The sequence below is a fragment of the Nostoc sp. T09 genome (genome assembly GCF_002154695.1).
Classification (GTDB): domain Bacteria; phylum Cyanobacteriota; class Cyanobacteriia; order Cyanobacteriales; family Nostocaceae; genus Aulosira.
The window spans coordinates 48800-62238 of sequence record NZ_MTAV01000002.1 but is presented as its reverse complement, the minus strand read 5'-3'; the positions used below and the strand labels follow the sequence as shown (position 1 = coordinate 62238).

Below are 13439 nucleotides of genomic sequence, written 5' to 3'. Positions count from 1 at the left end.
AACCAAAAACTTGCAAGCGCTCAACAAGTTGGTACCTAGATTAAACTAAGTTCTTTTAGAACCACCTCTAACTTGTGACTGACTTCTGGATCAGCTTCGCATAGGGGCGGACGAGTTGAACCTACCTCCCAACCTTGAAGTTTTAGTGCTTTTTTAACTGGAATAGGATTTGTAGTTAAAAATAAAGCTTTAAACAGCGGAAAAAGTTGAAGATGAATCTCAGTTGCAACTTGAATTTTACCCACACTAAAAGCTTGAATCATCTGCTGTAGTTGGTTTCCTACCAGATGAGAAGCTACGCTCACCACGCCCTTTGCTCCGATCGCTAACAAAGGCAAGGTTAAAGAATCATCTCCAGCGTAAATCTGAAATTCTTGTGGTGTCAAGCGGCGAATTTCACTCGCCTGGTCTAAATTTCCACTAGCTTCTTTTATCCCAACAATATTATTAATCTCCGCTAACCGGGCAACTGTTTCGGAACTGATGTTTTGACCGGTACGACCAGGAATGTTGTATAACAACACAGGTAGGTCGGGACAGGCTTGTGCTACCGCCTGAAAGTGCTGGTAAAGCCCTGCTTGTGGCGGTTTATTATAATAAGGAACAACTTGTAAAGACCCATGTACTCCTATTTTAGCTGCCTTTTGGGTGGCGGCGATCGCTTCTTTTGTGGAGTTGGAACCACACCCGGCTATCACCTTGGCTTTTCCAGCTACAGCCTGCAACACCTCAACAAACAACTGGTATTCCTCCTCCCAACTTAGGGTGGGGGATTCCCCTGTTGTACCACACACCACCAATGTATCTGTACCGTTGTTAGCTAGATGTGCTGCTAGTTCTGCCGCTACATCATAGTTGACACTGCCGTCTTCTTTAAACGGCGTAATCATAGCGGTTAAAACTCTGCCAAAATCTCCCACCCTCTTTTCACTCCTGATTACCTTTTTTGTTTTTGTAGCTTGGTGGTTTTCTATTTTAATAACCTATCTGCAAACTGCTTTCAAGCGTGATCTGCACATTTGCTGAGATTTTTCTGTATCGGATCGAGGCTAAATATCCGCAATCTATTTGCTATTTTTTTAACTCATAGCCTGTGCTATTGCAGGCTTCAGTAGATTTTTTTCTACTAATAACTCGGCAATTTGTACTGCATTTAAAGCTGCGCCTTTACGGATTTGGTCACCACATAACCATAGTTCCAAGCCGCATGGATGAGAAATGTCCTGACGAATTCTTCCCACTAAAACTTCATCTCGACCAGTGGCTTCAATTGGCATCGGAAAATAATTTGCTCTCCAATCTTCTACCAATTTCACCCCAGGGGACTGACTCAATATTTCCCTAGCTTCATCTGGGCTAAAAGGAGTCTCAAATTCTATATTAATCGCTTCTGAGTGAGCACGTAGTACGGGAACCCGCACACAAGTGGCAGTAATTCTGATTTGTTGGGTTCCAAAAATTTTGCGAGTTTCGTTGACCATTTTCATTTCTTCCTCGCAGTATCCCCAATCGTTTAATGGAGAATTATGGGGAAATAAATTAAATGCCAACGGGTAAGGCAATACTTCCGCAACTGGCGCTTGTCCTTCTAAGATGGCGCTTGCTTGAGTTTTCACTTCTGCCATTGCTTTGGCACCAGCGCCACTAGCAGATTGGTAGGTTGCAACTACAAGCCGTTGTATTGGTTTTACTTTATGTAGCGGCCATATTGCCACTGCCATCAAAATTGTCGTGCAGTTGGGATTAGCAATAATACCTTTATGGCCAGCAGCAGCTTGGGGATTTACCTCTGGTACTACTAAAGGAACTTCCTCGTTCATCCGGAAGGCACTGGAGTTATCAATTACTACTGCACCCTTCTCGACTGCTTTTGCTGCCCAAGTTTTGGATGTAGAACCACCTGCACTCGCCAGTACTATATCTATATCATCAAAGGCACGATCGCTTACTGCCTCTATTGGTAAATTTTCTCCTTTAAAGGGCAGCGTCCTCCCCACACTTCTTTGTGATGCCAACAACTTTAAATTAGATAACGGAAAATTTCTACTTTCCAGTAATTCCAGCAACTCCGTACCAACAGCACCAGTTGCGCCCAAAATAGCTACACTATAGGATTTAGACAACCTTGCTTCCTCCTTTAAGAGGTTATTTACGATTTGTTGAACCGATGCAAAACTTATTTCACTATTTAAATGGCAGTTGTATACATTAACATTAAATAAAATTTTCTTTACTTTAAAAATTTCTGCTTTTGTTTTCCCTGATTCAATTATTAAGTTTTATTGATTTAATTGATTAATTAAGTAATGTTCCTGTTTTCGCTAATTTCCTTTGCTTTGTTGACATTCAGAGTTTTGTTACTTTTATTTAAATTATATTATTATACAACGAATTTATTCAGCAGCGAAAGAATTAAAATTCTCTACTTAGGCGTTGTTGAAGTTTCATAGTTTTCCAGGTAACTCAACAATTTTGCCTGTGAAGCTGGGCTGCAAAGATGATCGATGTACTATGATCCAAGTGAAAGAAAACCAGCAAGACAACCAACTGAGCTATGTGGCAATGCAGTCAGTCCTAAGAAATCCCACATGGGAATCCAAGTTCCTAGTTGAACACCAGAATATCACGCTGTTAGCCCTCTGAATCATAAATCCACTTTCGTGCCTAGATTATGGAGTGCGCAACCCCCAACATCAGCACATCAGCAGTGGTTTTTGTTTCTTCAGCAATGATTGGGCTGAGGATGAAGCACTTATTGTAATCGACTTTGGAGGTGCGATCGGTAAACTTATTGCGCTAAAGTGTTCAGTCTTTTGCCATTAGCAGTACACTGGATCTCTGCTGAAGGGCACTTATCCATGATTGGATTCTCATGATGCCTTGTGGGCATTTGCCATCCCAGCTAAGAGACATCAACGAAACAGAAGCGATCAATCGCGTTTTGTATGTACTCGGAGTCAAAAATACCAGAAAACAGAGACGAAGCATGAAAGTCACCCAGGAAAAACTTCCCGCCAGCCAAATAGGATTGGAAATAGAGATTACGCCGGAAATTACCAAACAAACTTACGAACAGGTAATTAAAAACCTAGCAAGTACTGCCAATATTCCTGGGTTTCGCAAAGGCAAAGTGCCTCGGCAGATTTTGCTACAGCGCCTTGGCACAACTCGCATCAAGGCAGCAGCCCTAGAAGAACTTATTCAAGATGGAATCGAGAAAGCTGTTAAACAAGAAGAAATTCAAGCAATTGGGCAACCGCAGTTACGCTCTTCCTTTGACGAATTGATTAATAATTATCAGCCAGGGCAACCGCTAACCTTTTCTGCTGCTGTCGATGTGGAACCAGAAATCCAGATAGCCCAGTACACAGGTTTGCAAGCCAAAGCGGAGGAAGTCAAATATGACTCGGCTCGGGTTGATGAGGTTCTGGATAAAGAACGCCAAGAACTGGCAACATTGATTCCTGTCGAAGGACGTGCTGCCCAAATTGGTGATGTCGCAGTCTTAGATTTCAAAGGGGTATTGGCGAAAGCTGAAGGTGAAGACGAATCCGCAGAACCAACGCCAATTCCTGGGGGAGAAGCAACAGATTTTCAAGTGGAATTATACGAAGATCGATTTATTCCCGGATTTGTAACTGGCATAGTTGGAATGAATCCAGGGGAAACAAAAGAAATTTCGGCTCAGTTTCCAGATCCTTATGCTAACGAAGAGTTAGCAGGCAAACCTGCTTTGTTCACAGTGACGCTTAAGGAACTGAAGGAAAAAGAGTTACCTGAGTTGGATGATGACTTTGCTAAAGAAGTCAGCGACTTTGAAACGTTAGCTCAATTGCGGGCGTCCTTAGAAGAGCGATATCAAAAAGAAGCGGAACAGAAAACCAAAGCCAATAAGCAAGAAGCCTTATTAGCAGAACTGCTCAAACATGTAGAAGTTGATTTGCCAGCGACGTTAGTTGAGCAGGAAGTAGATGAAATGCTCACACAAACAGCAATTCGGCTGTCGCAGCAAGGGCTGGATATTAAGAAGTTGTTTACCCAAGATATTATTCCGCAGTTACGGGCGCGATCGCGCGATGAAGCAATTGAACGCCTCAAACGCTCCCTCGCTTTGCGGGAAGTGAGTAAACGTGAATCTATCCAGGTGACAGATCAAGAAATTCAAGCTAGAGTCACAGAACTGTTGCAGCAGTACTCACAAGAAGATGTGGACGAAGATAGACTGCGTTCAGTAGTGGAAAATGAACTGTCAACCGAAAAAATCGTCGATTGGCTGTTAGAACACTCATCAGTCGAAGTTGTTCCTGAAGGCTCTCTGAATATCCCAGAAGCGACAGAAAGTGTAGATGCGGAATCCGAGGCGCTATCTGCACCCGAGGTTGAAGGAGAAAGTGGTGAAGCTGCTACGAGCGACGAGTCTACTAATCCTGAGTAAACAAACTCATGCCATATGGCAAAAATAACTATCTACTTGCAAAAGGTGGAAAAGTCTGTAAAATTAGCTTTCTTACCTTTTGACTCGCAAAAGGCAGGGGGAGGTAGAGAGAATAATTACTGAGTTATTGGCACTTTCAAACGCCAATCTTCTCTGGTTAAGGCCTTGTTCAGCGTTTATCTTGGGGAGGAGCTACTGCTTTCTAAGGCTGCTTTCTGTAGAGTAGCAAGTAGTCATTATGGAATGCGTATACTAAGACGTATGAAAAATTTTCTTCCCCACCACCCCTGCCATCCCTGCTTTTTCAAGTAAACTACCCGACTAGCTCCTCAGCAGCTAAACTTAATACAATGGTTAAGATATCTTAAAGAAAATACTGCCTCCAGTGCAGCTGTGGCTAGATACTGTGTTATACGAGAGATTTAGATGAGGCATAATGGTTAACACATAACTCAAATAAACATCTAAATTAGTGAAAGAGGCAGCACTTGCTGCTTTAGTATTTGTCCCACTTAGTTGTCAAATGTTTTTTTATGCTTGTATCTCAGTCGGGAAATTACCCAATTAGCAGCTTAAGTCGAATAAATATTAATTCTCACTTGAGCAGCCCCAACAACATCGTACCGATGGTGGTAGAACAATCCGGTATGGGAGAAAGGGCATTCGACATTTACTCCCGCCTGCTGCGAGAGCGGATTATCTTTTTGGGAACGCCAATAGACGATGCCGTTGCCAATTCAATTGTTGCCCAATTGTTATTCTTGGATGCCGAAGACTCAGAAAAGGACATTCAACTATACATTAATTCTCCTGGTGGGTCAGTCTACGCAGGGATGGCAATCTATGATACAATACAGCAAATCCGTCCTGATGTTGTAACCATCTGTTTTGGTTTAGCCGCAAGCATGGGGGCATTTTTGTTAACAGCGGGGACTGCGGGTAAACGTATGTCTCTACCCGATTCACGGATTATGATTCACCAACCACTTGGTGGTGCTCAAGGGCAAGCTATTGACATTGAAATCCAAGCTAGAGAAATTCTTTACATTAAGGCTAAGTTGAATCAGTTACTGTCCCAGCATACTGGTCAACCCTTAGAAAGAATTGAAGCAGATACGGAACGCGACTTTTTCATGTCGGCGGACGAGGCGAAGAATTACGGTTTAATTGACCAAGTCATTTCCAGACAAAATATTCCCACACCAGGGGAAAACGTCACCATTCTGAAATAAGAGGCTGGTATGTCTAAATACGACTCCCATTTGAAATGTTCGTTTTGTGGCAAGTCTCAAGAGCAGGTGCGTAAATTGATCGCAGGGCCGGGAGTCTACATCTGCGATGAATGCGTTGACTTGTGTAATGAAATCCTAGATGAGGAATTACTCGACACAAATGGTGCCGCAGCGTCGCAACCTACACCAAAGTCGGAACCACCTCAGAAACGCCGTACCCGCTCTGCCAGTCTCTCTTTTAATCAAATACCCAAGCCTAGAGAGATTAAAAAGTATCTAGACGAGCACGTCATTGGTCAAGACGAAGCGAAGAAAGTGCTGTCAGTGGCGGTTTACAATCACTATAAGCGTCTGGCAATAGTTCAGTCTAAAGCCACTGGTAAAGCTGGGACGGAAGATGCTGTAGAACTGCAAAAGTCCAATATTTTGTTGATTGGTCCTACTGGCTGTGGCAAAACCCTCTTAGCACAAACGCTAGCCAAAATCCTCGATGTACCCTTTGCCGTTGCCGATGCCACAACTCTGACAGAAGCTGGGTATGTAGGCGAAGATGTGGAAAATATCTTACTGCGACTTTTGCAAGTGGCAGATTTAGATGTAGAAGAAGCGCAGCGAGGAATTATCTACATCGACGAAATTGACAAAATTGCTCGCAAGAGTGAGAACCCATCAATTACACGTGATGTTTCTGGCGAAGGTGTACAGCAAGCTTTGCTGAAAATGTTGGAGGGGACGATCGCTAACGTACCACCCCAAGGAGGGCGCAAGCACCCCTATCAAGACTGTATCCAAATTGATACCAGCAACATTCTGTTTATCTGTGGCGGTGCTTTCGTTGGCTTAGAGAAGGTTGTAGATCAGAGAGTGGGTAAAAAGTCAATAGGCTTTGTGCAACCTGGAGAAGGCCAAACAAAAGAAAAGCGGGCAGCAGATACACTTCGCTATCTAGAACCGGATGACTTGGTGAAATTTGGCATGATTCCCGAATTCATCGGACGGATACCGATGGTAGCCGTGGTAGAACCGCTGGATGAAGAAGCTTTGATGGCAATTCTCACCCAACCACGCAGTGCTTTAGTCAAGCAGTACCAAAAACTGCTGAAAATGGATAACGTCCAATTAGACTTTAAAACAGAAGCCTTGCGGGCGATCGCTCAAGAAGCTTACCGCCGCAAAACTGGAGCGAGAGCGTTACGGGGTATTGTCGAAGAACTAATGTTGGATGTAATGTACGAGTTGCCATCTCGCAAGGACGTAACTCGCTGTACAGTCACGCGGGAAATGGTAGAGAAACGTTCAACTGCTGAACTCTTGGTACATCCGTCTTCGCTACCTAAGCCAGAATCAGCCTAATAGTCATTAGTCATGAGTCATGAGTCATTAGTAAAAGATAATTAATCTAATAACAAGGGACAAGTGACAAATGCCTTACATTAATGTTCGTGGAGTTGAGCATTACTACGAGTGGGTGAAAAAACCATCTAATTCCTGGGTAAAGCCAGTGATGGTTTTCATCCACGGTTGGGCTGGCTCGGCTAGGTACTGGCAAAGTACTGCTAATGCTTTATTAGATCAATTTGATTGTTTGCTTTATGATTTACGGGGCTTTGGGCGTTCTGGTGGTAAACCAACTATCGTCCAAGCAAGCGAATCTGTGGCTGCATCTCAATCTCCCCAAGAAGAAGTAGCGGCAATTCAAGAATTAACTTATGAATTAGAAGAATACGCTGATGATTTGGCAGCGTTGCTAGATGAGTTGCAGCTTCAGCGTGTTTATATCAATGCTCATTCGATGGGAGCATCCATAGCAGCTTTGTTTTTTAACCGCTATCCCCAAAAAGTCGAACGGGGAATTTTGACTTGTAGCGGGATTTTTGAGTATGACGAAAAGGCCTTTGCCGCTTTTCATAAATTCGGTGGCTATGTAGTGAAATTCCGTCCTAAATGGTTAGGGAAAATACCATTTGTTGACCGGATGTTTATGGCGAGATTTCTGCATCGCTCCATACCAAAACCTGAACGCCAAGCTTTTTTGCAAGATTTTCTGGAAGCTGATTATGATGCTGCCCTCGGAACAATTTTTACTTCGGTAAGTAAAGCACAATCTGAATTAATGCCGCAGGAATTTGCCAAGCTAACAGTGCCAACACTACTGGTAGCAGGAGAGTATGACAAGATTATTCCTGCTGAAATGGGGCGTCAAGCCGCGGCAATGAATGACAAAGTTGAGTTTGCCATGCTTCCTAATACAGCGCATTTCCCAATGTTGGAAGATGCCCCAACTTACCTACAGCGGGTGCGAGAGTTTTTGCAAATTCCCCTACAGCCAGAAGTGAATTAATCAATTTGCAAAGGTTCGCCACAGCAAATTAATACTACTGGTGCTTCACTGACTTAGTGCTGATTAAAAGCACAAACTTGGAGTTTCTCTTTGTTTTGTTGCTCGCGGACGACAATAAAACGCCAAGGCTGGAGATTAAAGCCTGATGGTGCTTGTACTGCCAGTTTCAGTATTTCTTGTAAAATTCTTCCAGGATGCGATCGCCCTTGGCGTTGGCGAAGCCATCGCTCTCAAAAAATCAAGCAGTACGGCGTTGCTTGATAGCTTCCACTAAATTAACAGAGGGGTGCATTTGAACAATCATCCTGGCTCATTTGTTATGTATGTCCGCCTATGGCATTTTCCCTCTGTTTATCTCCTAATATCTTCTAAACTTGGGCTTAACCTAAACCCAGTTCTCGTTTCAATAAATTAATAGATTTAGTACCAATGTAATTATCAACCTTAATCAATTTGGGGGGACGAATAATATCTTCAGATGCAGCTTGTACCGCAGCTTGCACAGCTGCATAACTTGCTTGATCGCTGATAATTACCTCAGCTCGCTTGACGATCGCCTGAAGTTTGTAAGCATCTTTTGGTTGCGTAGTCATCACCAATAGTTCATCTCCACGCAGTCCGTGGAGAATGACTTCGGCGGCGCGGGCTATTCCAGAACTCAGGCTAACTATGCCCACACAATTTTCTTTGGGCAAGGTTTTCAGCAGATTGAGTTCTTTGGAATAGTCGTAGATATCTAAAGGAATCACCCGTACAGCTTTCGGGGCGGCAATTTCTTCTACATCTCCAATAAAATACCGACTAGTAACGACTGTGGCAGAGGAAGTTTTATCTAGTACAGTCGTTAATTCTTCCATTGGTACTAACTGTATCGGTATATGCAGAGCTTTTTCTAATTCATAGACCATCAACTCGCCTGCACCAATATCATAAGAAGGCACTGCCACCAACACTTGAGCACTGCAACGCAAGCGCCAATCCATTTCCGCTAAAAATAATTCTCTCGCCTCCGAGAGCGAACATCCTTGAGAAAGTAGCTCATCAAGTGCTTGCTGCACAATTTTGTAGGCATCGGGATGTTGCTTAAGAGTTGGTGATTGTAGCTTACTACCGCCCTCATGACCTTGGGCACGCACATAAATTCCTGAACCAGCTAAGCTTTCTACAAAACCGTCTTCTTCTAGCTGACGGTAAACCTTGCTGATCGTATTGCGGTGTAAACCTGTTTGCATTGCCAGCGCCCGTGTACTCGGCAATTTGTACGCAGGTGGATATTGCCGGGAAGCGATCGCAAACCGGATTTGATTAAACAGCTGGGTGGATGCGGGAATTTCACTGTCTGGCTGAATGCGGAATTGAATCATTACCAAACCTCCTAGGTGCTAATAGCGGCATGGGACCAGCTGCATCTGCTACTTGTTAAATATTTTATTTATACATTGAATTTCTCTGGGGGAAATTTCTAGTGTACTGACTTTCGTTAATTGATAATCTGATGGCAGAAAGCTTTGAGATACTGGCATAGTTATATCAAATAATCACGCAACCCTGGTAAAAACTATTATGACAGAGCGAGCAATCGACACCAAAACGGTTCAAATTTCGCAAGATAATTTTTCAATATTAGCTTACTTAGCACAGCCACAAGAATCAGGCTCTTACCCAGCAATTGTGGTATTGCAGGAGATTTTTGGTGTTAACGATCATATTCGGGATGTCACAGAACGGATCGCTCGGTTAGGGTATGTAGCGATCGCACCAGCACTTTTCCAACGCCAAGCTCCTGGCTTTGAAACTGGCTACACTCCAGAAGATATCGAAATTGGCAGAGGCTATGCGATGCAAACCAAAGCCTCAGAATTATTGAGCGATATTCAAGCCGCGATCAATTATCTTAAAACCCTCCCCAATGTCAAAAAAGATAGCTTCGGCTGTATCGGCTTCTGCTTTGGTGGCCATGTAGCATATCTTGCTGCTACACTACCAGATATTAAAGCTACTGCTTCCTTCTATGGTGCTGGAATTACAACCCGTACACCAGGGGGCGGTGACCCCACTGTTACTCGTACCAGCGAAATTAAAGGTACGCTTTACGCCTTATTTGGGATGGAAGATGCAAGCATTCCTGTTGAACAGGTAGATGAAATTGAAGCAGCGTTAGAAAAATATAAAATTCCGTACCGTGTCTTTCGCTACGATGGAGCTGACCACGGATTTTTCTGCGACCGTCGCGCCAGCTATAATCCTAAAGTTGCCGCTGAGGCTTGGGAGCAGGTGAAACAACTCTTTGGTCAACTGGACTGAAAACCTACACCGTCAGTAGTCAGTGGTTAGTAGTCAGTAGCTAGTGAAAAACAACTCACCCTTCGGGTGACGCTCGTTTCGACGCTCCTTCTCCTAGCAAAGACGCTACGCGTAGCTTGATTCACCGTAGGAGTAAGTCGCTCTAAGCGAAGCTATGCCGTTGGCGCAGCCTCTCGTAGAGAAGGCTTTAGGCTGTGCTAACGTCAGTTGCTCATGGAGAGCCACTACGTTGCGAGGGTTCCCCCTTGTAGTAAGTGGCGTGGAAACCCCAAGACCGCACTGACTCACTACTAACAATTGACAATTAACAATATATATTCAAAAGTCATGAATTCCGAATCGAAACGTTCTCAAACAGCCAATTCGCCATTTACAATGGACGATTTTGCCAAAGCGCTGGAAAAACACGACTACCAGTTTCAAAAGGGACAGGTGGTACATGGCAAAGTGTTCCAACTTGACCATGATGGGGCCTATGTCGATATTGGTGGCAAGTCATCGGCTTTTATTCCCCGTGATGAGGCTGCTTTGAGAGCAGTTACCGATTTGTCTGAGGTGCTACCACTACAAGAGGAACTAGAGTTTTTAATTATCCGGGAACAGGATGCAGAAGGCCAAGTTACCCTTTCTCGAAAACAATTAGAAATTCAGCACATTTGGGAACGGCTGGCACAAATGCAAGAAAATTCCCAGACTGTACCAGTACGGGTGACGGGGGTAAATAAAGGTGGTATCACCGTTGAACTTCAATCTTTACGGGGATTTATTCCGCGATCACACTTGATTGAGCGTGATAACTTAGAAGCACTCAAAGGTCAAACTCTAACTGTCGGTTTTTTAGAAGTAGACCGCAATAACAAAAAGCTCATCCTTTCTCAGCGTTTGGCGACTCGTTCTAGTAACTTTAGCTTGTTAGAACTAGGTCAATTGGTGGAAGGTAAAATTACTGGCATTAAACCTTTCGGTGTATTTGTAGATTTAAATGGTGTCAGCGCCTTACTGCACATCAAGCAAGTCAGCCAAAAATTTATTGAGTCTCTGGATAAAGTATTTCAAATCGGTCAGCCGATTAAAGCTGTGATTATTGACTTAGATGAGGGTAAAGGCCGCGTTGCACTTTCAACAAGAGTTTTGGAAAATTTCCCTGGTGAAGTTTTAGAGAATATGGATGAAGTGATGGCTTCTGCGGAGGCTCGTGCGAATCGCGCTAGTCAAAAATCTGCGGAATAGCGGCTTTCATTAATCACACAATTGATTTTCACTCATAAGACGCTTTCCTTGCTAATCTCTTTTGCGGTAAGAAAGCGTCTTCGTATTACGATGGTTCGCTTTTAAGCCAACTGCCAAGTTTGAAGCGCATCGGGGTTTTTATCCGGCGAACTTACGCCCTCCGTATACAGCAAAATTGTAATATTTCCAAATAACATCAACTTCAGCAAAACCCATGTCTCGCAGCCAAGCGAGTTGACTCATTAGTTTAGCTGGATGATCTTCATCATAGTGCTGAGGCATCCACTTTTGTTCAATTTCTTCCACCGAAACTTCTAGGCGCATATACTTCCGCCATTTACTCACATAAACCTCTTGAAGATGTAAACTGGAACCCAAAATCACATCAGCATTATAAAAAACACCGCCTGGATTCAGGCAACCATAAATTTTTTTGTAAAACTTGATTTTGTCGTCATCACTCACTAAATGGTGTAGAGCAAGTGAGGAAACTGCTACATCATAGGTTGTATCAAACTCATAATCTTCAAAATTTGCAAGTTGGTAGCGCACGTCAGAATCACCAAGCTTGACATTTGCTATCTGCAACATTTTCTTCGCAATATCAACACAGGTGATTTGAGCTTGGGGATAAATATCTTTGATTCGTCGTGCAATTGTTCCTGTCCCACATCCAAGATCAACTACACTAATGGGTTGCATTTGACTGAACGGTAGTGCAGTAACAAGAGCATCAAGTATCTGATCGTAGTAAGGAATGAGACGGCGGATAATCGCATCAAACTCTTGAGCTTCCTCTTCAAAGTGCTGTTTAACTTTTTCCACTACTCCCTCTTCTGTTTTCGCTACCTAACCACGGAACTGCACCAATAACTTTGCGGGTAGCTCAATGATGGACTCTAACAGTCAGCTTTACAACTATGTCCCCACTGAGATTTCAACCCGGATGACTATCAAAAATATACCAAAACTTCTCCGTTCAAAAGTAATTTTTACTGCTGATAGCTAATTCGGAGTTCTTCTAACTTTTCTGGATTAAAAGCAAATTGAATTAACTCAACTAGTTCTTCCCAACTATGTAATATATCCTCGGAGTGAGCTTGCCAGAATTCATTAGTGAAAAATTCTGCCCACCATTGGGGTGCTTGCTTATTTTGATGAGGTTCATTTTGCTTGCGCCAGCGCTTGCGCCATTTCACAAAGTCTGATTTATTAGGCGGCTGTACACCCAGAATTGGCGGAAAATCAGCATAGCTGACAAACTTGCTCACACCTTTACCGTGGACATAAACTATGTAACGCCAGCATTCCACTGTATAGATATCTTCAAAACTGATTTGGAAGATTAAGCAGATTGCCTCTTCTGTGACAAATCGCGCCAGTGGGTTAACAATTGCTGATTTGTGAACTATTTTCGATTCACGGATGACAAGCGCTTTTAGCTTGAGTGATGATAACATAAAGTTAAATTTCTGTTTAAAAGGAATGCCTTCCGCTTAAATGGAATACCTTCCGTTGAAAGAGACAGCATCTCCTTTAACGGGATATGTGTAAAAAACCCAAATGCAATCGCCCTTTAGTTTTCCAGGACAGAGGGCGATTGTTATTATTTAGGATATAATTATTAAACGACTCATATAAGTCATTTGTCAAGCAAATTATGGGAATGGTTAGGCTAAAGATTCGAGAATTTGCTGCTGAGAAGGGCTGGACGCTGAAAGAGGTATCTGACCGTTCTGGTGTGGTTTATAGTACTCTCAGAACTTATGCGCGATCGCCTGGGCTAGCAACTGTAGATTTTACCGCAATTCAGAAGTTAGCACGGACTTTTGATGTGATGATTGAGGAATTGGTGGAAGTCGTCCAAGAATAATTTATGCTTGCATGAAGGTGATGT

Annotated in this window: 14 protein-coding genes; 8 read left to right on the top strand and 6 right to left on the bottom strand. The window is 43.2% G+C overall.

Features of this window, described 5'->3' with window-relative positions; all coding sequences use genetic code 11:
* Nucleotides 1-35 precede the first annotated feature (35 nt).
* Together dapA and BV372_RS00705 are read right to left on the bottom strand one after the other, a co-directional pair.
* Nucleotides 36-920 (bottom strand): 4-hydroxy-tetrahydrodipicolinate synthase, encoded by an 885-nt coding sequence (gene dapA, locus BV372_RS00710; RefSeq protein WP_086681713.1) that lies wholly within the window; start codon nt 918-920, stop codon nt 36-38.
* A gap of 159 nt (nt 921-1079) precedes the next feature.
* Nucleotides 1080-2123 (bottom strand): aspartate-semialdehyde dehydrogenase, encoded by a 1044-nt coding sequence (locus BV372_RS00705; RefSeq protein WP_086681710.1) that lies wholly within the window; start codon nt 2121-2123, stop codon nt 1080-1082.
* 863 nt (nt 2124-2986) lie between these two features.
* Here BV372_RS00705 and tig point away from each other — a divergent pair.
* The 4 genes from tig (at nt 2987) to BV372_RS00685 (ending at nt 8008) form a co-directional block, all read left to right on the top strand.
* A complete protein-coding gene (gene tig / locus BV372_RS00700; protein ID WP_086682443.1) occupies nt 2987-4435 on the top strand; it encodes a trigger factor in 1449 nt (482 codons plus the stop codon).
* A 533-nt stretch (nt 4436-4968) separates the two neighbouring features.
* Nucleotides 4969-5667, top strand: coding sequence for an ATP-dependent Clp endopeptidase proteolytic subunit ClpP (gene clpP, locus BV372_RS00695; protein ID WP_086681707.1), 699 nt, complete (start codon nt 4969-4971; stop codon nt 5665-5667).
* 9 nt (nt 5668-5676) lie between these two features.
* Nucleotides 5677-7020, top strand: a complete 1344-nt coding sequence (gene clpX, locus BV372_RS00690; protein WP_086681702.1) for an ATP-dependent protease ATP-binding subunit ClpX — start codon at nt 5677-5679, stop codon at nt 7018-7020.
* 70 nt (nt 7021-7090) lie between these two features.
* A complete protein-coding gene (locus BV372_RS00685) occupies nt 7091-8008 on the top strand; it encodes an alpha/beta fold hydrolase (protein WP_086681699.1) in 918 nt (305 codons plus the stop codon).
* Between the two features lie 53 nt (nt 8009-8061).
* Here BV372_RS00685 and BV372_RS37320 read toward each other — a convergent pair whose 3' ends face one another.
* Nucleotides 8062-8172: a nitroreductase family protein gene (locus tag BV372_RS37320; RefSeq protein WP_256973058.1), complete on the bottom strand. Its 111-nt coding sequence runs from the start codon at nt 8170-8172 to the stop codon at nt 8062-8064.
* Here BV372_RS37320 and BV372_RS37315 point away from each other — a divergent pair.
* On the top strand, nt 8154-8282 hold the full coding sequence (locus BV372_RS37315) for a hypothetical protein (RefSeq protein ID WP_256973046.1): 129 nt from the start codon (nt 8154-8156) through the stop codon (nt 8280-8282). The two genes, BV372_RS37320 and BV372_RS37315, sit on opposite strands and share 19 nt — an antisense overlap.
* 106 nt (nt 8283-8388) lie before the next feature.
* On the opposite strand, the gene BV372_RS00675 is transcribed toward BV372_RS37315, so the two are convergent.
* Nucleotides 8389-9372, bottom strand: coding sequence for a GntR family transcriptional regulator (locus BV372_RS00675; RefSeq protein ID WP_086681696.1), 984 nt, complete (start codon nt 9370-9372; stop codon nt 8389-8391).
* 199 nt (nt 9373-9571) lie between these two features.
* Here BV372_RS00675 and BV372_RS00670 point away from each other — a divergent pair, with 199 nt between their 5' ends.
* Nucleotides 9572-10312, top strand: a complete 741-nt coding sequence (locus BV372_RS00670; RefSeq protein ID WP_086681693.1) for a dienelactone hydrolase family protein — start codon at nt 9572-9574, stop codon at nt 10310-10312.
* A gap of 327 nt (nt 10313-10639) precedes the next feature.
* The gene (locus BV372_RS00665; protein WP_086681690.1) at nt 10640-11542 is read left to right on the top strand and encodes a S1 RNA-binding domain-containing protein; all 903 of its coding nucleotides are present in this window, start codon (nt 10640-10642) and stop codon (nt 11540-11542) included.
* A gap of 138 nt (nt 11543-11680) precedes the next feature.
* Here the strand turns inward: BV372_RS00665 and BV372_RS00660 are convergent, their stop codons facing one another.
* Nucleotides 11681-12367, bottom strand: a complete 687-nt coding sequence (locus BV372_RS00660) for a class I SAM-dependent methyltransferase (protein ID WP_086681687.1) — start codon at nt 12365-12367, stop codon at nt 11681-11683.
* Nucleotides 12368-12534: 167 nt separating this feature from the next.
* The gene (locus BV372_RS00655; protein ID WP_086681684.1) at nt 12535-13002 is read right to left on the bottom strand and encodes a hypothetical protein; all 468 of its coding nucleotides are present in this window, start codon (nt 13000-13002) and stop codon (nt 12535-12537) included.
* A gap of 200 nt (nt 13003-13202) precedes the next feature.
* Between BV372_RS00655 and BV372_RS00650 the strand changes: the two genes are divergently transcribed.
* Nucleotides 13203-13415 (top strand): helix-turn-helix transcriptional regulator, encoded by a 213-nt coding sequence (locus tag BV372_RS00650; RefSeq protein WP_045872408.1) that lies wholly within the window; start codon nt 13203-13205, stop codon nt 13413-13415.
* Nucleotides 13416-13439 lie beyond the last annotated feature (24 nt).

Bases quoted from the DNA above. Each gene is read 5' to 3' on its own strand.
- BV372_RS37315 (WP_256973046.1), top strand. From the start codon at position 8,154: ATGGTGCTTGTACTGCCAGTTTCAGTATTTCTTGTAAAATTCTTCCAG.
- BV372_RS00650 (WP_045872408.1), top strand. From the start codon at position 13,203: ATGGGAATGGTTAGGCTAAAGATTCGAGAATTTGCTGCTGAGAAGGGC.
- BV372_RS00685 (WP_086681699.1), top strand. From the start codon at position 7,091: ATGCCTTACATTAATGTTCGTGGAGTTGAGCATTACTACGAGTGGGTG.
- BV372_RS00655 (WP_086681684.1), bottom strand. From the start codon at position 13,002: ATGTTATCATCACTCAAGCTAAAAGCGCTTGTCATCCGTGAATCGAAA.
- BV372_RS00665 (WP_086681690.1), top strand. From the start codon at position 10,640: ATGAATTCCGAATCGAAACGTTCTCAAACAGCCAATTCGCCATTTACA.
- tig (WP_086682443.1), top strand. From the start codon at position 2,987: ATGAAAGTCACCCAGGAAAAACTTCCCGCCAGCCAAATAGGATTGGAA.
- BV372_RS00675 (WP_086681696.1), bottom strand. From the start codon at position 9,372: ATGATTCAATTCCGCATTCAGCCAGACAGTGAAATTCCCGCATCCACC.
- clpX (WP_086681702.1), top strand. From the start codon at position 5,677: ATGTCTAAATACGACTCCCATTTGAAATGTTCGTTTTGTGGCAAGTCT.
- BV372_RS00670 (WP_086681693.1), top strand. From the start codon at position 9,572: ATGACAGAGCGAGCAATCGACACCAAAACGGTTCAAATTTCGCAAGAT.
- clpP (WP_086681707.1), top strand. From the start codon at position 4,969: ATGCTTGTATCTCAGTCGGGAAATTACCCAATTAGCAGCTTAAGTCGA.